The sequence below is a fragment of the Anaerohalosphaera lusitana genome (genome assembly GCF_002007645.1).
Lineage (GTDB): Bacteria > Planctomycetota > Phycisphaerae > Sedimentisphaerales > Anaerohalosphaeraceae > Anaerohalosphaera > Anaerohalosphaera lusitana.
In genome coordinates this window covers 3,146,418-3,168,916 of the sequence record NZ_CP019791.1, presented here as the reverse complement: position 1 = coordinate 3,168,916, position 22,499 = coordinate 3,146,418, and the positions used below count along the sequence as shown (strand labels likewise).

General features: G+C 48.6%; 13 protein-coding genes. 3 read left to right on the top strand and 10 right to left on the bottom strand.

The genetic code is table 11. The annotated features are described in order from the left end of the window. Position 1 precedes the first annotated feature (1 nt). From STSP2_RS12705 to STSP2_RS12695, 3 genes are all read right to left on the bottom strand, one after another. Positions 2-1,018: a glycosyltransferase family 4 protein gene (locus tag STSP2_RS12705; protein ID WP_169853201.1), complete on the bottom strand. Its 1,017-nt coding sequence runs from the start codon at positions 1,016-1,018 to the stop codon at positions 2-4. A gap of 87 nt (positions 1,019-1,105) precedes the next feature. After that, on the bottom strand, positions 1,106-2,032 hold the full coding sequence (locus STSP2_RS12700) for a glycosyltransferase family 2 protein (protein ID WP_146663133.1): 927 nt from the start codon (positions 2,030-2,032) through the stop codon (positions 1,106-1,108). Between the two features lie 154 nt (positions 2,033-2,186). After that, a complete protein-coding gene (locus tag STSP2_RS12695) occupies positions 2,187-2,837 on the bottom strand; it encodes an exosortase-associated EpsI family protein (RefSeq protein WP_146663132.1) in 651 nt (216 codons plus the stop codon). A 638-nt stretch (positions 2,838-3,475) separates the two neighbouring features. Here STSP2_RS12695 and STSP2_RS12690 point away from each other — a divergent pair. From STSP2_RS12690 to STSP2_RS12680, 3 genes are all read left to right on the top strand, one after another. Then, positions 3,476-9,199, top strand: coding sequence for a LamG-like jellyroll fold domain-containing protein (locus STSP2_RS12690; protein WP_146663131.1), 5,724 nt, complete (start codon positions 3,476-3,478; stop codon positions 9,197-9,199). A 138-nt stretch (positions 9,200-9,337) separates the two neighbouring features. Further along, positions 9,338-10,510, top strand: a complete 1,173-nt coding sequence (locus STSP2_RS12685; protein ID WP_146663130.1) for a tetratricopeptide repeat protein — start codon at positions 9,338-9,340, stop codon at positions 10,508-10,510. Between the two features lie 209 nt (positions 10,511-10,719). Then, a complete protein-coding gene (locus tag STSP2_RS12680; RefSeq protein ID WP_146663129.1) occupies positions 10,720-15,153 on the top strand; it encodes a LamG-like jellyroll fold domain-containing protein in 4,434 nt (1,477 codons plus the stop codon). Positions 15,154-15,317: 164 nt separating this feature from the next. Here STSP2_RS12680 and STSP2_RS12675 read toward each other — a convergent pair whose 3' ends face one another. From STSP2_RS12675 to STSP2_RS12645, 7 genes are all read right to left on the bottom strand, one after another. Continuing rightward, positions 15,318-16,484 (bottom strand): class I SAM-dependent methyltransferase, encoded by a 1,167-nt coding sequence (locus tag STSP2_RS12675; RefSeq protein WP_146663128.1) that lies wholly within the window; start codon positions 16,482-16,484, stop codon positions 15,318-15,320. Positions 16,485-16,495: 11 nt separating this feature from the next. Further along, entirely contained in the window at positions 16,496-17,767 is a 1,272-nt protein-coding gene (locus tag STSP2_RS12670) for a class I SAM-dependent methyltransferase (RefSeq protein WP_146663127.1), read from the bottom strand. 26 nt (positions 17,768-17,793) lie between these two features. Further along, a complete protein-coding gene (locus STSP2_RS12665; protein ID WP_146663126.1) occupies positions 17,794-19,026 on the bottom strand; it encodes a class I SAM-dependent methyltransferase in 1,233 nt (410 codons plus the stop codon). 27 nt (positions 19,027-19,053) lie between these two features. Next, positions 19,054-20,130: an NAD-dependent epimerase/dehydratase family protein gene (locus STSP2_RS12660; RefSeq protein ID WP_146663125.1), complete on the bottom strand. Its 1,077-nt coding sequence runs from the start codon at positions 20,128-20,130 to the stop codon at positions 19,054-19,056. After that, positions 20,127-20,984 carry a glucose-1-phosphate cytidylyltransferase gene (gene rfbF, locus STSP2_RS12655; protein ID WP_146664069.1) on the bottom strand — a complete coding sequence of 286 codons (858 nt, stop codon included), beginning with the start codon at positions 20,982-20,984 and terminating at the stop codon, positions 20,127-20,129. Before rfbF ends, STSP2_RS12660 begins: the two co-directional genes overlap by 4 nt. A 405-nt stretch (positions 20,985-21,389) precedes the next feature. After that, positions 21,390-21,851, bottom strand: a complete 462-nt coding sequence (locus STSP2_RS12650) for a YbaK/EbsC family protein (RefSeq protein ID WP_146663124.1) — start codon at positions 21,849-21,851, stop codon at positions 21,390-21,392. A gap of 32 nt (positions 21,852-21,883) precedes the next feature. Then, positions 21,884-22,375, bottom strand: a complete 492-nt coding sequence (locus STSP2_RS12645) for a response regulator (RefSeq protein ID WP_146663123.1) — start codon at positions 22,373-22,375, stop codon at positions 21,884-21,886. Positions 22,376-22,499 lie beyond the last annotated feature (124 nt).

Here is a 22,499-nt window from a genome sequence, read left to right as displayed (position 1 = left end):
GTCAAACCGTTGTGTAAAATGGGTTATTAACTGGCTGTTCTTTTGGCTGGTGGGAAACGATCTTCCAGAGGAGAGTTTCCATGTTTTTTGCTACTTCGTGCCAGGTCCATTGGCTTGCTGTATCAGCAGCATTTTGCGCTAAATAATTATTTAATGGAACGTCGTAGATCAGCCTGGTTATGGTGGCTGCGAGTTTCTCTGCGTTTGCTTCAGGCAAGATGAGGCCGTTCTCGCCGTCTTTGATAAAATCCCTGCATCCGCCACAATCGAAAGTGACGACAGAACAACCACAAGCCATTGCTTCCAGGAGCGGCATCGCAAAGCCTTCGCTCCGGCTAGCGCAAAACCATGTAGAGCACTGAGAATATATTCTGCGGGCCTGGGCGATTGTAGGTAGTCTGTGGTATTGCACGAATTTGGGAAGATCGCGGGGTCGCGGGCAGCTTCCGAAGCAGAAGAATTCACACTGGCGAGCAAGGTTTTCGTAAAGAAGCCCGAAAGTGCGACAGATCGTATCTGGTGACTTTGCTACGCCTTGACCATAGACGGTGCCGATCCCGTTTCTTTGATCGCATGGTTCTGGGTAGTATTCACTCGTATCGATGCCGTTGCCGATGACACCAGCAATTGGTTTAGCTCCGGCTGAGTTAAGTTCTCTCTTGACATAGTCTGATACAGCTATTTTTAGCAACGGGCTCTTCCAGGCGGTTTCCTTCAGGTGAGGGTTTCTAAGAGTCAGGCCGTGGACGTGGAATATTTTTACAATGTTTTCGTTGTCCAGAGTTTCGAGGTCTTCGGTGCAGTCAGGACCGACGGAGATTGCAATATCAGCCCAGTCCAGCATCTGGTCATTCAGAGTTGTGAATCCCTGCACAGTTCCCGCGTAGTTGCCAACCCAGTCCGATGGTGTTCTTTGGATGATGTTTTTTAGTCCTTTGACGCAACGGCGGAGCGGGGTGCGTTTGTTCTTATAAAAGAGTTTGACAATGTGTCCTCGCTTTTGCATCTCAGCAGCCATTCTTACACCCGCTCTGACTCCTCCGCTGTAACCTCTTCCTGGGAGCAGGAATGCAATAGCAAGTCTTTGGTCGTTTGCCGCTTTCATCTATGCTCTCTTTCCTCGAAATATTAACGAACTCTTTTGTATGATCTGATTGAACGGGTAACGAACAGGCAGGGTGATGTCCCTGACGAGGTACTTCTTTTTTTGCGGAATCCAGTATTTCATAAGAACTTTGCAGCAGGCAGCTTTTTCGGCAAGGCTCATGTCTGCTTTTCTCACTGTTTCGGTGAGCCCCTTCAAGAGTCTCAGTGCGGGCATTATCAGGGCCTGGTTATTGCTGGTGTCGAACCACCTGGCTATGCCCCTGTGGGTGGGATCGAGGTGCAGTGAAGATTCCGGGTGTTTTCTTCTGAGAAAGAGAGGTTCTTCGATGAGTGCAAATTTTCCCATGAGACTGAGCTGAGCCAGTAATACAACGTCTGAAGCATAGTATCGTCCGAGAAGGTCAGTCTTTCTCAAAGCTTCTGATCTTATCAGGCCGAAAACGGAGGTGCATGGAGGGATGTGTCGAATGAGATAATCAAACCGTTCTGATCGCTTTTGCTGCTCGATCGAGAAAGTTTCAATGTTTGCGATCACTGCTGATCCGCGATCAATTGTCTTCGCCTGGGTGTGGGCAAGAATCATATCATCGTCAGCCGATTCAAGTACTGTGACGCATTTTTCGAGGTAGGAAGCTTTGCAAATGTCATCGTGGGCGGCCCATTTGAAGTACTTTGAGTTGCATTTGTTGAAGACGAAATTGAAATTGAATGCTGCTCCTTTGTTGCTCTCGTGTCGGAAGTAGTCGATCCTGTGGTCCTTTGCTGCGTACTCGGCACAAATCATAGGGGTGTCGTCTGTAGAAGCGTTGTCAGAAATGATCAGTTTGAAATCCCGAAAGCTTTGGCCGAGCAGCGAATCGAGCGCCTCTCGGAGATATTTGGATCCATTGTAAACCGGCATGCCGACTGTTACTAAAGGCTTCATTTTGATTGCTCCCGAATTTGATAGGTCTTAATATACTCCGTCCCTGTCGGGCGCACTTGTGTGCTTCTTAGCGCAGACCCTATTCATGACTGCAGGTCACTGTTGCTGCGGACCTGTATGTACTGTGCCTTGGCATTCTCCTTACCAGCGGGGATCAGAGAATGTCTATCAGCACGTCCCCCATTAGTTGCAGGTATTCCAATGCGACGCTTTCGTATTGCGAGCTGATCTGTATCTGTGCAAGCGAAGCGTCGCTTTTCGTTCTATTACTGTCTAACCGCCATTTGAGTCCTCTAAAGGCGGTCTCGTTTCTGTAGATATCACCCTCATAAATATAGAAGTTCAGCACAACTTTGCGCTGCAGGTCGGATGGGTTATGGAACACGCTGAGGCTGCATGGTATGGCGGTCCCTGTGGTGGTTTCGACATTCAGACTTTTTGTTTCGTCGAGAACCCATCCTCCGGCAACGTAGCAAACATCAGGCCGGTGTCCAAGCATTGCAGCGGGAATCTTTGTCTCTGCGATATAGAGATCGGCGTAACGGTTTTTCTCAGGGTTCCTGTAGCGTCTCAAGAAAGCTGTGTCGGCAAAAAAGTCCGGGTCCTGAAAATCTATGAGATCAATTTCCTCGCCGTGCCAGTCGCCTATATCCCAGGGTATCATGCCGTTCAGCGTGTCCTTCGGCTTGGTCGTACCGGGCAGGTGCTTGCCGGTGTGTGTTTGACGGTAAATGCTTCCGCCCGTGACCATAAGCAGTGTGCCAAGGCTCAGTAAAATCAGATTTCTGTTTTCTATAGTGCTCATGCCACGCCTGTTAGACTTTGTTTTCGATTGGCATACTCATTAATAGGCGAACCGATTTAGTTAGCCTTTTTGCCATATTCATTTCCAAGGTTAATAATAACTCACAGAAACAGAAAGTAAATCGGGGTTCAATCTCTTTCAGTGTCCTGATGTTCCCGCTTAGGGGCGAAGGGTTTTCCCTGAGAATGACAGATACTGTGGCGCAGGATGGTGACAAAACACTTAAAAAAAATTCGCTAAAACTTTTCGGCTGGTCTCTCGACTCTCAGGAGTGTGCGGCGCCCTAAATTGGAAAAGGCGATTCTGGAACGCTTGTGATTTTGCAGGTTATGAGGCTTGTAAAGGTAGTCCGTAAGTAATCGCATCTATGCCTTAAGTAGAAAATCGGCATTTGGAACTCGGAAATTTGAAGGGGAAGGTTTTGAGAAAGTTATTAGTGGTAAGGGTTTTATCTGAGCCAAAGAATTGAACAACCCCCCATGTGTATTGCTATAATGCTACCTGAGTGAGAGCGTGCAAGACTGCATGCACTCAGTTCACCGAATGGTAAGATGAGTTGATTCAGTTCTGGTATTTTTACTATGGCTTTTTTGGGAAATCGTGTTTCTATTTAATTAAGGAAAGTGTAGGAGAAATTTATGACGAGCAAAGGAAAGAAGGATTCTTTGGGACGGATCCAAAACAATAATGGATTGTCGAGGCTATGCATGAGGTCGCTGCTCATGTGCGTTTTCTTTTTGTTTGCCGGTGCGGCAATGGCGGGGACGTACTATGTAGATCCGGCTTCAGGGAGTGACGGCAATCCAGGGACAAGCAGTGCGCCATGGCAGTCATTCAGCAAGGCGCAAAATTCGGTTGGTGCCGGCGATACCGTCATACTCGAAGGCGGTTATTACGGCAGTGTTTCGTACAGCGGGTCTGATGCCCGAGGGAGCAGTTGGGCAAGTCCGGTAACTTACAAGGCTGCCGAAGGTGCAACGCCTAAATTCGGCAAGCTGGTGTTCCAATCGGGTGCGAGTGATCTGTATGCAGTTTTTGACGGCATAACTGTTTATCCGTCAGGCGTATATATGGATCACATCGTTTCGGGCGTGAAGCTTCTGAACATGACGATCGGGGGTAAGTGGTCCAGTTACGGTCCGTCTCTGACGTCCAATGGCATCTGTATGGAAGGTACGTTCGGGACCACGGATTTCCACGAGATATACATCGATAATTGTGAAGTTACGGACGTTCACACCGGCATAAAGCTTGAAGGGCAGCTCGGTAAGAATATCGTGATCTCCAACAATGAGATACATCACATTGCAGGTTCCGGTATCAAAATATCAGCGGACAAGGGTAACGAGGTCGTCCGTATCGAAGGTAATCATATCCACAATCAGGACCCTGTCGATGAAGGTTCGAGCGGGATTACACACGGCACTGGTATAAGCATTCGCAATGATAATTTAATTGTACGCGGGAACATTATACACCAGTTCGGTAATACCAGAGGTATAAGGACCTATCAGGATATTTTCCCTTCACGTGGATATCGCAACATGGTTTTCGAGAACAACCTGCTTTACGACGTGCACAATGTTTATGTCGTTGAGTTCGTTGATATGGGCGATGACTTCGTGTTCAGCAACAACACGGTTATAGGTTCGGAGTTTGGACGCGGCGGCAATAAGTGGTATGAGACCGCTTTGCGAGTTGTCTGGCCTGGGGGAGTTGACGGCAGCAGACTCACGATGAACAACAACGTATTCGTAGGGCTGGTCTCAATCGGCGGCCAGATATATAACGCCGAGGCCAATAACAACTACATGTATGCCCTGAACGGCGGCGATATGAGTTTCGGAAGCAACGTTGTCGTTAACGGCACAAGCGGTCATTCCACGTATTTCGAAGGTTCCGGCAACTTTTTTGTCGGTGGTGAGCTTTTTGACAAGTACAGCTACACCAGGCCCGGCGGACATCCACACGGCGTTAATCTCAATGAGTGCTACGCGCTGGCAGATCCGAGTCTGAAGACAGGGTACGAGTTCGGCGGTTCAGGTCCCAAGCTGGCTGATATCGGCGATAAAAGCGTGAATGAGAATGAAACGCTTACGTTTAGCGTATCCGCTACACATCCGGATGGTGAGCCGCTGACGTACAGTGCCCAGGATATGCCTGAGGGGGCCGCATTTACGGATCAGCAGTTCAGTTGGACACCGACTTTCGGACAGGCCGGCAGCTACAGTGTTTCCTTTACCGCCACAGATGGCGTAATGAGTGATTCCAAAACGATCACTATCACCGTAAATCCTGTAGATGAAGATTCGGACGGTCTGGCTGATTATTGGGAGATGGAGCATTTCGGCAACCTTGACAGCGGACCTGATGATAATCCTGACGGTGACGAGTTCAACAACCTGCAGGAATATGAAGAAGGTCTGGATCCGAACGTTTTTGACGAAGGGCCGTTGAATCTTGTGCTCGATTACAGGTTTAACGATGATCCGGCTGATGGTGTGAAAGACAGTTCGCGTTATCATAATGACGGAACAACTCTGGACAGCAGTACACCTGCACTTGTTACGAGTGACAGTTACACTGCATATGATTTCGATGGTGTTGATGATTTCGTTAACGCCGGAACAGATGCTTCGTTGAATACCGCGCAGAGCCTTACGATCTCGGGCTGGATGTTCCCACGGACCTACGGTCAGTCCGGTTACGGTCGAATCGTGGACAAGGGCGACGGAACTACCGGTTATTCTGTGTTTGTCAATCAGGAAACAAGGGCCCTGTCTTATGTGACCTACGGCGGGATGGTCGTTTCGTCGGAATCGGGCAGCCTGACACTGGATCAGTGGCATCACTTTGCTGTTGTCTATGACGATGCTGCTTCTACATTGACCTTCTACATTGACGGTGTGCAGCGCGGCCGAACGAGCTACAGCTCTGCACCTGGTGATTCAGCAGCTAGTCCGATGATAGTCGGTACCCGGGGGTATGATCTGGCGAGATGTTTTGACGGTGCGATCGACGATCTGAAGATCTACAATGAAGCTCTGTCTGAAGCGAAAGTGGTAGAGTTGGCTTCGCCGGAAGAAAACCGTGCTCCGGTGCTCAGCGCTATAGGTGACAAGAGCGTAGAAGAGAGTAATTTGCTTACATTCGGAGTCACGGCAAGTGATCCGGATGGAGATCAGGTTTTGATCAAAGCTACCAATGTACCAACCGGTGCGGAATTTGCAGATGACACGTTTAGTTGGACACCTGACAGTTCCCAGGTGGGCAGTCATGATGTTTCTTTCTATGCTACCGACGGTGAACTACAGGATTCAGAAACCGTGACCATTACTGTTTTGAGCGGCAACAGTGCACCTGTCATGGAAGATACTCCTGATAAGAGTGTCGAAGAAGGTTCGCTGCTCGAGTTTGCCGTATCAGCTACAGATCCGGACGGTGACAGTATCAGTTATTCGGCTCAGAACCTGCCTACAGGAGCCGATTTTGCAGGGGACACGTTCTCGTGGACCCCGGAAGTTGGTCAGGCGGGTACTTATCTGACATCGTTTGTTGCTTCGGATGGTGAACTCGAGGACGTAGATACTGTGAGCATAACCGTTGTAGAAACCACCACCGGCGGCAATACTTCTCCGGTATTTGATCCGGTAGCAGATCAGAGTACAAGCATAAATGAAACAGTGGACTTTACTGTTAATGCTAGCGATGCCGATGGTGATCTTCTCAGTTACAGTGCTGAAAATATGCCCGCCGGCGCGGAATTCATCAGGAACCATTTTGTATGGACACCTTCGTCCGAGCAGGTTGGCGATTACAGTGTGATCTTCAACGTTACAGATGGAACAGCTACAGATACTATGACGGTTAACATACATGTAAACGCTCCATTGCTGACCAGGGGCCTGGTGGGATTGTGGAAGTTTAATGAAGGTTCCGGTAGTACGGCAGGAGACACTTCGACCAAGGTCAATCACGGTACGCTTACAAACGGTGCAGCCTGGACGACCGGTGTCAGCGGCAGTGGTATAAGCTTTGACGGTGTGGACGATTACGTAGCTGTTGATGATTCGGCATCGCTTAATCTTACCGGCAGTCTGAGTGTCGCAGCCTGGATCAAGCCCAACAGTTTCGGAAGCCGTGGTTACGGACGTATTCTGGACAAGGGCGCAAGCAGTGTAGGCTACTCGTTCTTCGTAAATCACAAGTTCGGCGGTCTATCCTTCGCTACGTACGGCGGTCCGGTTGCTGATTCTAACGACAACGTGGTCACCACAGGCAAATGGCAGCACGTTGCGATGGTTTATGACCAGGCTGCAGAGACCGTGACCTTCTATGTTGATGGTGTCAGTGCAGGTACTGCCAGCTATAACAAGGCACCTTCTGATTCAGCGGGCAGTCCGTTAACGATCGGAATTCGCGGTCAGGATATGGAACGTGCTTTTGATGGTATCATCGATGAGGTGCATCTGTATGACTTTGCGGTAAGTGAGTCGGACATACAGACTCTGGCTGAACCTGGCAATTCCGAGCCGACCAATACGGCGCCTGCAGTGACAGATGTTGCTGATCAGACGGTTAAAGCTGGACAGAATCTAGAGTTTGTTGTCGAAGCATCAGATGCGGATGGCGATGCTCTGACTTATTCATCACCAAATCTGCCGACAGGTGCTGTATTGACAAACAATGTCTTCAGTTGGACGCCAGAGAGTACGCAAGTTGGTAGCTATACGGTTGATTTCATAGTCTCAGATGGTACCGATCTGGTCAGTACGACAGTTGATATAACCGTAACCGAAAGTACCGATGGCAGAGGTTTAGCGGCTGTTTGGAAGTTTGACGAAGGTTCCGGTGAGATCGCAAATGATTCTTCAGCGATGAATAACGATGCGATCCTGGGTAACGGCGCAGTCTGGACAACTGGTGTTAACGGAAGTGCTGTCAGTTTTGACGGTGTCGATGACTACGTAGCTGCTAATGATTCGGCTTCTCTGAATCTTACGGGCAGTCTGAGTGTCGCGGCCTGGATAAAGCCCAACAGTTTCGGAAGCCGTGGTTACGGCCGTATCCTGGACAAGGGCGCAAATAGTGCTGGTTATTCATTCTTCGTAAACCACAAGTTCGGCGGCCTGTCCTTCGCCACGTACGGCGGTCCGGTTGCTGATTCTAACGATAACGTGATCACGACAGGCAAATGGCAGCACGTTGCGATGGTTTACGATCAGGCTGCAGAGACTGTGACCTTCTATGTTGACGGTGTCAGGGCAGGTATGGTCAGCCATAAATCCGTGCCCAATGACTCGTCACGCAGTCCGCTGACGATCGGAATCCGGGGTCAGGATATGGAACGTGCTTTTGATGGCATCATCGACGAGGTGCACCTGTATGATTACGCGGTAAGTGAGTCGGAAGTACAGGTTCTGGCTGAACCAGTCATCACCGAGCCGACAAATACGGCACCTTATGTGACCGGTATTGTCGACCAGACGGTTGAAGCAGGGCAGAATCTAGAATTTGCTATCGAAGCGTCAGATGCGGATGGTGATGCTCTGACGTATTCATCACCAAATCTGCCGGCTGGTGCGACGCTGACCGATAACGTCTTCAGTTGGACGCCTGAAAGTACGCAGGTTGGTACTTATACTGTCGATTTCCTGGTTTCCGATGGCGTTGATGCTGTGACTGAATCCTGCATGATAACAGTAAACGAGTCGACTGACTCGGGATCCGAAGTTGTCATAGACAGCTCGACGGTGATGGCTCTTGATATGGATTCAGAACCGGTAGACGGTCTTGTGCAGGATGTGTCCACGTATGATAACGACGGCCGAATAGTTGGTCGGCCTGTTGTAAGCGACTCGGCTTTTGAGTTTGACGGTCTCGATGATGGTGTTGTCGTGCCGGATCACGCAAGTCTGGACCTCGATCAGATGACTGTATCGGCCTGGGTATATCTTGATTCGTATCAGGATGACCAGCGGATAATCAGTAAGGAATACGACAAGTATGCACCTTATTCGATCTACAGCTTGCTTATGAGCGGCAGCAATGAGAGCAAGGTCGAGTTCAGGATCGCTGTCAACGGGGTACGTTACCGCGTGGCTTCATCGCAGGATATTCCGTTAAACCAGTGGGTCCATGTTGCTGGTACATATGACGGCGGCGAAATGGTGGTATACGTGAATGGCCGGCGTGACGGTTCCTATGCCGTTTCCGGACCTATCCAGGATAATGACAACGGCGTTTACGTAGGAGCAAGTCAGTTCTACAGCCGATTCTTCGACGGCAAGATCGACAGCCCGATGGTTTACAACAAAGCGTTGAGTTCATCGGAGATAGCTTCAATGGCCAGTCAGCGTTAATCACTTGAATTGACCTTAATTGCATTCAAGGCCTCTGTCGGTTTTCCGGCAGGGGCTTTTTTTGTTTCAGTGCCAATATCAAGGTGGACACTGCTCCTTTGCGCGGTAAACTCGAATAGTGCAAGAAAGGGGGCAAATATGAACAAGGCGTTGATCTTCTTGTTGATCCTTGCAGGGGTTTGGGGTCCTGCAGGTATTGCTGCGGCAGATTGGGACTCCGTTAACAGGGACGTTATAGAGGTTTATGCACGGGGTGAATATAAGACAGCACTTGGCCTGGCCCAAAAGGCTTTGACTGTGTCAAAAGAAGAATTTGGGGCAAGCCATGCTAATACCGCGAAGAGTCACAATAACCTGGGGCTGATACTCAAGCAGCTTGGTCAATATGAAAGGGCAGCCAGACATTACCGAAAGTCGCTTGCAATACGCAAAAGTCTGAGTGGGGAGGGGAGTCTGGCTGCTACTACGAGCATGAACAATCTTGCTCAACTGCTGAAAACCATGGGCAGGTATGCGGAGGCGGAAACACTTTTGATGGAATCTTTGCGCATAAGGCTTGCTAACCTGCCGCCCCAGCATCCTCATGTTATGACGTCGCGAAATAATCTTGCTGGACTATATCTGGTGAAAGGTGCATACGACCGGGCCGAGCGTATATATCTAACAGTTTTGCAAGACTGCAGAGAATCCGGAAATCGAGATATACGACTTGCACAGGCTCTCAATAACCTGGCTTCTGTTAAAATTGCTCAACAAGAGTATGTTGCGGCCCTGGAGATGCAGCGTAAGGCTCTGGGGTTGGCAAGAGAGCTTCTGCCTTACCGACATCCCCTAATAGCAGCCTATATGCAGAATCTGGCATTGTGCCTTGAGCAAACCGGCGACTACAAAGAAGCGGAAGCATATGCTGAAAATGCTGTGGATATTCTCGAGGATATCCACGGACCCGATCACCCAGCAGTTGCTAAGGCCTTGAACAACCTTGCGGGCATAAACCATAAGCAGGGCCAGTTCGCCGATGCGATAGGGCGGTATTCCAGATCGCTCGAAATCATAAAACAGAAATTTGGGGCGGAGCATCCAGAGGCAATAAAAGTATGTAACAATCTTGCTGTTGGGTATATCGAAAAGGGGAATTACGAGCAGGCGAGAAAGATCCTGAGTGGTGCTGTAGAGTATGACAGCAGCTATCTGAGAAATTCGGACGGGCTATTAAAGTCCATTCTTGATTCGCTCATTAAGTGCTGTGATGAGCTGGGGAAAACCTCGGAAGCGAAAGCTTATCGGCAGAGGCTTGATAAGCTCAAATAGGGGCGCTGGGGGGATATTTTCGTGCATATGTGATCCGAGAGAATACCCCTATATTTTTTGTGTGGTTCGCACCTATAGCAATTTGATGTGACCTCCTGATTTACAACCTGTCCACGTGGTATTAATCTCGTATCTGGCAAATTCGGGGGGCATTATCTGTCGGCTCGGAGGCATCTAACGAAAAACATCTTTTCGCACAGGATTTTTCTATGAGGGCTAAAATGTATCTGAACAGAACCATCAAATCACTTTTTGTGTTAGCTATTATCTTTGTATTTGCCCCATTCCTAAGGGGAGCACCTCAGTCGGACTATTTTGACAGTGACCAGGTCAAGAGTTTCTGGCGTTACGATGATCCGATGCTAGATACGACACAGACTGTGACAGGCAATTCGCTGGTTCTCCAGGTCCCGGCTGGGCCCAGTCACGGCCACCCAGGCTGTTTTGATGCCGAGCCTTATGAACGTGTCCTCTATATGCTGATGGAAGATGATCCCTCCGATGGAGTGCTCGACAGCTCGTTGTATGAGAACCATGGTTTGGTAACTGTTGACTCTTCGCCTACGCTCGTTTCGGGGGTGATCGGATCTGCTTATGAGTTCGACGGCGTTGATGATCGTGTGCAAATACCTTATTCACAGAGTCTCGATCCGGATTACATTACAGTGTCAGCCTGGATAAATGCTGATTCGGCTTCTGATGCAAGGATTGTCTGTAAATCGGCAGGGACCGAGGTGGGTGACCATGTTTTTTCTTTGGGTGTTTATCCGTCTGGAGGCCGGCTGATTCCTCGTGTTAGAATAAGTACTACAGGAGGTGCTGTATCTGTCGACGGCACGATTTCTTTTGCGACGGACACATGGACGCATCTGGCTTTTACCTATGATGGCTTGAATATAAAGTTATATGTTGACGGGCAGCCGGCAGGGGAATACGCGCACAGCGGCATGATAACATCTTCATCGCTGGATACTGTGATCGGGAATATCAATCTTTCTGATTCGCGGTATTTTGATGGTGTGATCGACGAAGTACAGATATATAATGTGCCGCTCTCAGAGGAGTCTATAGCTGATATTGCCGCTCAGCAGGATGCGTGGGCCGAAATTGGAACCCGCCGGTTCGCTTCGCTGTTGCAGCCAACAAATGATGCAGATTTTGACGTTAGTGCCAAATTTGCCTCTGATTTGCAGACGGATGGTCAGTTACAGGGGCTTGTGGTCTCCCAGGACAGTCAGAACTATCTTACGTTCGATGTAATCCGGCATGGTGGGGAGTCATATTTGACTATAAATAAGATTGAAAACGATATGGTCACTTATCGTACTGTGTCGACGGTGGAATTCACCGCTCCTTATTACCTGCGGATGGAGCGGGGGCAGGATTCGTATAGTTTCTATTATTCTTTCGATGGTTTTCAATGGTCCATATTGGAAACTCTTGCATGGACCTCAAGTAATTCTGAAGTTGGGCTCTTAGCTGGCAACTATGGGTGGGCAAACGACGCACCGGCATTTACAAGTATTGTTGATCACTTCATCAGTGAGCAGGTTGATGTTGATCCCCCGGTTATCAGTGATATTGAGATACTGACAGGCGGCGATAAGGCCATGATATGCTGGACGACAGATGAGCCTGCGGAATCACAAATTGACTATGGGTTGACTGATCAGTATGAGATCGGATATTTGTTTGATCCCGAGCTGAAGAGCCAGCATTCCATGCAGATATCCGGCCTTGATCAGCTTGTCGAATATCACTGCTTGATAACATGTACGGATAGTGCGGGCAATACTGCGCATTCTAGTGATATGGTTTTCAGCACCGATGATACAGTTGATAATGTGCCGCCAATTCTTGGAACGCCGGGTGTTACGGTTGAGGAAGATCGTGCGAGTATTGTCTGGTCATCAGATGAGCCCTGCACTACGGTTTTGGACTACGGCTTGACGGAACAATATGCTGTCGGTTCGTTTGCAGGTAATGAATGGACTACCTATCATGCCGTAGAGCTGACAGGCCTTAGCCCCAGCACCACATATCATTTTCAGATATCCGGCCTCGATGCTGCACTTAACGAGACCGTGGACTCAGGTTACACTTTCACCACGAGTGAGCCTGATATTACGCCGCCGGTAATAAGTGAACTAACTGTCTATCCAATGGCCAGCTCATGTGAATTGTCGTGGGTGACAGATGAACCCGCAACTACATTAGTTAGATATGGCGAAACCGAGGCTTATGAGCTTGGCGAATACAATGTGAACACGCTTCAATCGGTGCATAGCATAGTCCTTACCGATCTGGTTCCAGGTGCCAGCTATTATTACATGATCAGTTGCACGGACAAGAGGGATAATACAACTGAGGTACAGGGCCAATTTGTTACAAGTACCCAGTGCGTCATTCAACTTATCACCGAGGGAGAGGGCACTGTTTTGGCGGATCCGAATAAAGCAACCTATGGGGTCGGTGAGATGCTGCAGTTGACTGCTGTGCCTTCAGATGGCTATAAGTTTGCCTATTGGGGCGGATCGGTTCAATCGACCGAGACAGAGGTTTCTATGTCCGTAACCGAGGACGAGAAGGTGTTTGCACATTTTGTGCCTGAAGATGCCTGTCTTGAACAGTTCAACGGCAATACATTTGAAGAGTCTGTTTGGAAATTTGTCAACCCGATCGGTGATGGTCAGTGGGATGTTTTAGATGGTCATTTAAATATTTCTGTGCCGTATGGTCCAAGTCACTTGATCTCTACGAGAGGCACCAAAGCTCCCAGATTGGTTCAAAATGTTTCGGAAGACAATTTCAGGGCCGTTGTGAAATTCAATTCACAGGGGGGAGCAGGGACTCGATTTCAGGGTTTGATGGCCGAAGACGACTACCTGAATTTCGCAAAAATCGAGGCGTTTTCCAGCGATACAGAAAATGGTGTGTATGTAAGCCGTTTTGTCGCAGGCTCGCAGAAGAACTGGCCCGATGACGAAATCGATGCTTACGGACATATTTATCTTGCCATTGAGCGAGTACAGGATACATATCAATTCGAGTATTCGTTTGACGGTGGTAATTGGACAACTCTTAGGGAGATGACGCTTCCGTTCAGTGTGAGCAAAGTCGCTGTTTTCGGCGGTAATCATTCTTTGAACGGTGAGGCACCGGCTGCTGTTGCAAGTGCGGATTTCTTTATCAACACTGTGCCGCCTGTAACAAAATTCGATGGAGATCCTTCCAAAAATACGGTCAGGTTTTCGACATTTGGCAGCGGTGAGGTAAGGACCGTTGCATCGCCGATCTGTATTGAAAACAATAATTATGCGGACACCGGAGATTTTGATAACGACTGCTTTGTTACGTTCGGTGATTTTGCTGCGATGGCGACTCAATGGCTGCTTGTTGGGGACGGCCTTATGTGTGACATCGCAGGTTCAGATGATACGGTTGACTACGCTGATCTTGAGCGTTTCGCTACTTTCTGGCTGAATGATTATTACGATCGAGATCCGAACCGCAGCGAGTTTGTAATTGGCGAGACGATAGGAATATCTGCGTCCCCGGACGAAGGCTGGGGTTTCGTGGGTTATCGCGGTGCGGTGGAATCTCAGATGAACCCATCGGAGCTTGAAATTGAGGGAGACCATTTCATTGAGACATATTTCGATCCTGTGCCCGGTTCTAACGCAATAGATGTATGGTATGGGAAAAGACAGGAATTCGGGCAGAATGGGACCCCCCAGAGGTTCGTTAATATCCTGGGAAGCATTGCTGAGCCGCAGACCCTTGAAAGACTCGATTATGCGGTAAATGGTGTATATCAATTGCCGTTGTCTCTGGGCCCGGAAGATAATCTTCGTTTAACCAGCGAGGGTGATTTCAACGCCGAGATCCCTTTGACCGTTCTCGAACCCGGCCTCAACTATGTGACTCTAACGGCTGTTATGTCAGACGGCAGCAGAGCCAGCGATACTGTGACAGTAGTCTACAATGATCAGATGCATCCGCCTGCTAATTACAGTATTGACTGGTCCGAAGCCGGCAGCATTAACGATGCGGCACAAGTAACGGATGGCTTGTGGGAGCTCAGTGACCAAGGCGTTACATCCATTGTTCCGGGATACGATCGTTGTATTGCGGTGGGTGATATGAGCTGGCAGGATTATGAGGTTATTGTTCCGATCAAAATGCTTTCTTCGAATCATGATCCTAATCAACCAGGCGGTCTGCCTTCTTTTGGCATTGTAATGCGCTGGACTGGGCATGTAGAATGGAGACATCACGATCAGCCCAGGATTGGTTGGAAGCCGCTTGGTGCCTTGGCACGCTTTCAATTCAGGAATCAAGAGGACGAACCGACCGATGGTGTATTTCAAATACTTGGTCATGAAGGGAACATAGTCGCAACTGGGGACGCAGCACCGCTCGAGTACAATCGAGAGTATATATTCAAAATGAGATGTAAGACACTTGCAACCAGCGAGACTGAATACAGCTTTAAGGTATGGCCATCGGATGAACAAGAGCCTGTGCACTGGACCATGGTAGCGACTGAACCTGCTACGGCTCCTCAACACGGTTCATTCATCCTGCTGACGCATCATACCGAGGTGCTGTTTGGTGATGTTACAGTGACACCGGTTCAGTGATAAAGTATAGTTTCAGAAAGCGATCCAAGACAAGGTCCGGTCAATGTGAAAATGGTCGGACCTTTTGTGGGTTTGGCTTGAAAAAGTTGCGACAGCTTAATTCTGTTTTCATGGGCCGTGAAATTGCTTCAGGTCAGCATTTCATCCCAGATCGCTTGATCCGCTCACGCGATCAGTATTTGAGCCTTGTGGAGGTCCATGCGTTGCAAGTCGGCCTCGATCTCATTCTTGTATGCGGGATTCATGATTATGACCTTATCCGGGCGGTAGGATGTCAATTCTTCAGGCGGGATGACCATTTGACCTGAACCGGTCAGGAAGCAGCCGTGTTTGGCTGGATTTATATCTGTTATGAAAGGGACTGTTCTATAGTCCATGCCAAGAAAGTTCAGGAACATAATGCCCTTAGCGCCGGCTCCCCAGATGATAACTTTCTCACCTTTGGATACGAGACTGTCCAAATACTTTGCCCATTCTTGTACTTTTTCTTTGTATGCTTTCCCAAACTTTTGAGCTGAGGTGACAATCTGATGTGTTTGCGGCTGACAATTGGTGCTGAGTCTTTTTTTACCTGTGTAAGCCTCCAGGCCGAGGTATTGATCATAAAAACGCTCGGTCACCTGAATGTTCTCACAGCCTGCGGAAAGGAAGAGGTATTTTAAGGCAGTGGTGGTGTAATAGGCAAAGTGCTCATACAGCAGGTCCCATATTCCAGGCAGTCTCAACATATAATTTGCGTTCGGAACCTCAAAATAGAGTTTACAACGCGGTTTTGCGGCTGCCGTGACCTCTTCAACAAAAGCCTCCGGTTCGAATATATGCTCAAGAACATGTCTGCAGCAAAGAAAATCCGGCTCTTGTTCGAGAGGGTGTTTTGGAGGAAAGATGCAAGTGTATATTTTTGTCTTATCATGTTCCTCAGGCTCTGCACCGCGGTAACTGGGGTCAAATCCAATCGCTAGATTATCGCCAGCATGCTGGAGCATTGACAGGAACTGTCCCTGGCCGCATCCGATCTCTATGATGGTCTTGTCTTTGAGGTGAAGTCTTTGGCTTAGATCGGACGCCAGGCGCTCACAGTAGCCGTTGAACGTGTTTGAGCAGTGAAGCGAGTTTTCATAACAGCAGTCGTAATCTACCAGATCGGGATCATAAGCCGAATTGAAAATAAAGCTGCAGTTTCGGCAAATGACCAAACAGATGTCTCCCTTTTTTGCAGAAACTGCCCTTTCCTGGTCACTCCACAAGACGTTTGCCAAAGCAGGTACTGCGGAGATGTAAACTATTTCGTCAATTTCTTTGCTCCTGCAAACCGGGCAAACTTTTAGCACTTGATCCCTCCTTACAATGCGCCCATTACGTCAGGCAGTAGTACGGTGCTGATTTTCGGCGTGAGTCCCATTTTAGCGAGCGATCCACCTATTTCGTCACGGTAGATGGGGTTCATTATCACCACTTCGTCTGGTTTGTATTCCTTTAGGAACTGGGGGCGGACTATTTTTTGGGCAGTACCTGCACTGTAGGTATTCTGGCGGAATGCATTTATGTCGACTATGTATTCTATCTCTTTTCCGATGCGCAAACTGTTCAAAAATGACACAGCCTTAGATCCTGAACCCCATAAGATCGTGCGTTTCCTTTGTTCATGATTTCTATTAAGATATTTCTTCCATCGATCCCGAACGTGCATGACAGAGCTTGAAAAATGTCTGGTCAATCCGAGCATTTCGGGTTTGACGCAATCCTCGGGCCATGTGTTGTTTTCGGCAGGCCTGGCTTCGATCATCAGGTATTGGCTGCCGTAATCGGACCAGCTTCTGAGAATCTTGAATCCGCACATTTCAAATAGATTGCAAAGTGAGGAATCGGAAAAGTAAGAGCAATGCTCGTAGTAGACGTCCCAGAATGCGATTTCGTTGAAGATACGTGTTATATTTGGAACCTGGAAGAAGACAGTTGTATCGTGCTGGTTTCCAATATTGTCTCGCAACTGCTGGATGAAGTTGCCTGTGTCATTTATATGTTCGAGAGTCATTTTGCAGCAGATGAAGTCGGCATTTTCATCGGCATAATCGGACGAATAGAAATCCTGTACAAAATCTACATCGACGGTGCTTTCCTCTTCGTTTCGGCCCGGCACATAAGCCGGATCAAATCCCAGTCCCTGGTTGCCTCCCTGTTTACAAAGAAGTGTGAGGAATTCGCCTTTGCCGCACCCGATCTCAATTATTCGTTTGTTTTTTAAATTGTACTTATTGATCAGGTAGTCCGCCAGTCTCTTGTGGAATACGTTGAAGACCGACGAAAAAGCCTGACTTTCTTCGCAGTCCGTGCCGTAATGGATCAGGCTTTCATCGAAAGCAAGGTTCGCAACGAAGCCGCAGTGCAGACACATGCCCAGGGCAACATCACCCCGCATGCAGTTTTTTGCGGCCTCAACACTTTTTAGAAGCAGCACACTGTGAACAGGAAGTTCTGGCACGTGATAAAAGCAATGAACGTCTTGTGATTCACAGGATGGGCAGTTGTATGTTCTTAGTTTTATGCCGGTATCTTCTTCCAGCTTCTGCGGACTGACATACTGTTTTGATGATCTCAAACTGATGGTTTTCATTCCTACTCCACATTTCATGACTTAGTTTATACAATTCGCGGTTCAGGGATTGGTATTATGAATCTGCCGCCCCGGTCGTGATATTCCTTTTGCTGTTCCATTATTTCGTCCGCAAAGTTCCAGGCCAGGATTAGCACATGATCGGGCATATCATCCAGCAATCTGGCAGGGGGGGATATGGGCTGATGTGTGCCTGTCATGAATTTACCTTGTTTATGCGGATTCAAGTCTACTATGTAATCTACGATCGAGGTGTCCAGGCCTACGTAGTTTAAAAGCATACAGCCTTTAGCAGCGGCGCCGTAAGCGGCAATGGTCTTGCCCTGATTCTTTAAGGTTCCCAGCAGATCAATAAGGGAAGTTCTTACAGAGGCGACTCGAATACCGAAGTCACGATAGAATTCCCTGTTGGTAATGCCCTCATGCAGTTCCACGTCGAGCAGTTCGGTTACGGAGGCATCAACTTTTTCGAATGGCTCTACGAACAGGCGCAAGGAGCCTCCGTGTATGTCAAGTTTTCGAGCTCTGTTAAGTGATAAGCCGTGTGACTTGAAGAGTTTTCGCAGAGCGTGTACGGAGAAGTAGCAAAGGTGCTGATGGTAAATGGTGTCAAACTCACATTTACGAATCAGGTCGTGTAGATAAGGCACCTCGATCACCGCGACACCGTCGTCCTTGAGCAAGGTTCGTATGCCAGATACGAAGCCATTAGTATCGGCCACATGTGCCAGCACGTTGTTGGCGTGGATGACATCAGCCTTTTTGCCCTGGCGGGCCAGTCTTTCGGCTAGCTGCTCCGTGAAGAATGTGCAAAGTGTTGGGACGCCGATCTTTTGTGCAGCGCGGGCGGGCCCTTCAGCCGGGTCAATACCCAGGCAATCTATTGAATGCTCAACATAATTTCGCAAAAGATAGCCGTCATTGCTGGCGAGTTCTACGACAAAACTGTCTCCGTTTAACTTACGGGATTCGATCAACTCCTCGGCATTCCTTCTCGAATGTTCCATGAGATATGCAGAGACGGAAGAGTAGTAAGGGTAGTCGTTGCAGAAAAGCTCTTTTGGGTCGACTGTTTCGAGGATCTGTACGAGCGAGCATTCCGGGCAAAAAGCTACTTCGAGCGGGTACCTTGGCTCGGGCTGCTGCAGTTGTTCCGCCGTAAGTATCCTGTCCGCTACGGGGGTATGGCCTAAATCCAGAAATGTATTCAGGTTTTCTTCTCCGCAGGATCTGCACTTTACCTTTGTCTTTGTGAGCATGGCTATCCTCTCCGATGATTCAGTTGTTCAGGTCGTTGGAACCGACTGTGTGCTCTCTTGAGAGCGATCTGTTATCTTACATGTCTGCCAGCGTAACTGGTCATTCAGTTTCTTTCTTTCAAGCATCTTTCTTATATGGCCTATTCGTTGGAATCTCGGTCCCTCAAAGTCTTCCAGCTTCAGCCCGTGCTTTCTGTAAGCTCTGAAGAGTTCGTAGGCACCTTTTCTTGTATCCCATTGCGGTTTGAACTCTGGTATGATTCGTTGGATCTTGCTGCAATCAACCCTGTAGCATCTTTTGTCAGGTGATGCATTGGACGCGATCTTTATGCGACAGCCGGGGACAGTGTCTGATACGATCAGTGCGATGTCTTTTATGCGGTGATTGTCGGAGTTGACGCCGACATTGAAGGCCTGATTATGTATTGCTGAACGAGGGGTCTGCAGGACCGCCCCGAATGCTCTGGAAATGTCCTCCACATGTACTATGGGGCGCCAGGGTGTTCCATCGCTTTTCAGATAGACCAGGCCGGTAGTGAAGGCCCAGGCAACAAGATTATTGAGAACAAGATCGAATCTGAGCCTGGGTGAGACTCCGTATGCGGTTGCGTTGCGCAAGAAGATCGGACTGAACGAGTCGTCAGCAAGGGCGGAAATGGCTTTCTCGGCCAATACTTTCGATTCGCCGTAGGGAGTTACCGGGTTGAATGGTGACTCTTCTGTAAGGAAATCTTCTCCTCCAGCTCCATAGTTGCTACAGGACGAAGAAAAAACGAAACGTTTCACACCTGCAGCTTTGGACAGTTCAGCAAGCTTTGCAGAGGCCCTGTAATTGATGTCCAGTGTCAGCTCGGGATTCAGAAAGCCCAGCGGATCATTGGACAAGGCAGCCAGGTGTATGACGGCGTCATATCCTTGCAGGTCGTCCAATGCAATATCACGTACATCCTTGTGAATAAACGGTATATCGGGCATATCTGTGCCGAAAGTGCATTGTTCGTAAAGATCTACGTCCAGGCCGGTAACCTCATGTCCTTGAGCCTTCAGTAATGGCGTCAGGACCGTTCCGATATATCCTTGAGATCCTGTGACTAAAACTTTCATACTTTCACCTCATACGTTTGTTTTGATCGCTGATTTGGAGAGTTGTCGCTTATTTCGCGAATCCTTCTTTCGGCTGCAGGACCACTTTCCCAGACTTTCCAGGGGGCTTTTCCAGAATCCCAGAGAGAGTCAAGCAGGCGTTTGTCTCTCAGAGTATCCATGCACTGCCAGAAGGAAGTGTGCTTGTACGCCATGAGCTGGCCGTCCATCGCCAACCTTTCCAATGGTTCTTTCTCCCATTGCGTGCCGTCGCCGTCTATGTAGTCAAATATTTCTGGTTCCAGCACGAAGAAAGCGCCGTTTATCCAACCTTCCCGGGTCTGGGGCTTTTCGGAAAACTCGACCACAGAATCACCATCCAGGTCCAAATGGCCGAACCTGGCGGTAGGATGAACAGCGGTGAGAGTAGCCAGTTTGCCGTGCGATCGGTGGAAGGCCAGCAGCTTGCGAAGATCGATGTCCGAAACACCATCTCCCCAGGTCAGCATGAATGTTTGATTGCCGATCAGAGGTTCCAGCCGTTTGATCCGTCCTCCGGTCATGGTGTGCAGTCCGGTGTCCACGAGTTCAACTAACCAGTCCAGGGATCCGCCGTTGTGGACCTTTACAGATCCGCTGTGCATGTCAACAGTCAGGTCGCTGTGCATCATGCAGTAATCTGTCATATATTTTTTTATGTAGTCACCTTTGTAGCCTAAGGCGATTGCAAATTTTCTGAAGCCGTAATATGAATAGTGTCTCATGATGTGCCACAGTATCGGCTTGCCGCCAACTTCGACCATTGGTTTGGGTTTCAAATGCGTTTCTTCGGCCAATCTGGAACCCAAGCCTCCTGCAAGTATAGCTACTTTCATTGCGCTGAGTGTAGGTTCATGCCCCATAGGAAGATCCCCCTTAGGTAAAACATAGTTCTTTGACAAAATACTAAATTCGTCACAGTATCAAGCTAACGAAACAATCTACAAACGTCAATCGGGGCAGGGCCTCTTTGCGAATAGGTAAATCTGTGAACGCGGTCCTAGTGCATAGTATTTGCCAGTTTTGCATAGGGGGAATGGATAATAATTGGTGTTCAAATATAAAAACCAGGCTCATGAGCACGCCTGAACCCTCATCAAGAGCCGGACAATAGGTCTTATTGTCATATCTCAGCCTTAAAGGCATTCGTACCTGGCTTCCTGATCTTGCTCAGGTCTGGCAAGAACCTGGCTTTACATAATCACTACGTGAGTTCTGGAATTATGCTCACAGAAAATGTTTCACCGGGTGGAGTAAGCGAAGCTGAACATCCTGGGATGGGTCAACCTTCTGTATTCTGGCAGTTCCATGCATAGATCAACACCGGTTTCGGGATCGCTGAAAACCAGATAATCTTGCATTCCTATTTTACGGTCCACAAATGTGAGCAGGCCGTACATGCTGCCCAGAGGTGTTAGGGACGAGCTTTTGATATGCTCTAAAGAGAGCAATTCTTGTTGGTTGACTCTATGTACAGATTCAGCTCCAAACTCATCGCGCACAGAATCCATGTCTATTGCATGGTCCTCAGGGTATACGAACAGGAAAATTTCGTCATCTATTCTCAAGGCTTGAGCGACGGCTTTGGCTATGCCGGCAATCTGACACTTTTCAGCAACGGCCTGCTGTGAGGTGAAGGCAGAAATCCGTTCAGATCTGCTGAAGTGAGCTCCTGCATTTTCCAGAAATTCAACGCAGTTCATGATCTTGCCTCCTGGTTCTTCCCCTCGAACCTTCAGTAAGGACTCTTATGTTCAGAAGCTATATGCTCATGCTCGCCCGATCCGGCAAGGCTGGGAATTTTAACGCCTGACAGTGATAAAAATGCCCCAAGGTTAGAGACGGAATCCATAAAATCTCTGTAATCAACGGGCTTGATTATGTAGAAGCTGCAGCCAAGCTCATAGCAACGGTTTATTTCGTCAGGTGCATCAGTGGTGGTCAGCATGATCACAGGCATATCACGCAGGTCTTCATCCTGTTTGATCTGTCTGAGAACCTCCCGACCATCAACTTTGGGCATTCTTATGTCCAGAAGAAGCAGGTAACTGCGTCCATCTTCTCTGACCGGTCCATCACCTCTCTTGAACAAAAAATTAAGCACCTCCTGTCCGTCCTTGAAGTGAAGAATGTCTTGAGCTACACAACTTTGCCAGAGGTTCTTCTTAACCAGCAGAAAGTGGCCTGCATCGTCTTCAGCAATAAGTATTGTCGTTTCGCGAACCATCCTCGAACTCCCACATTCATAATCACTTTTTGGCGTGCATTAGATTGCCGATTCTCCCGGCAACCCCTGTTTATCGCAACTCCGCCGTCATCAACGGCACATCCCTACGATCCGCCTGGTATTT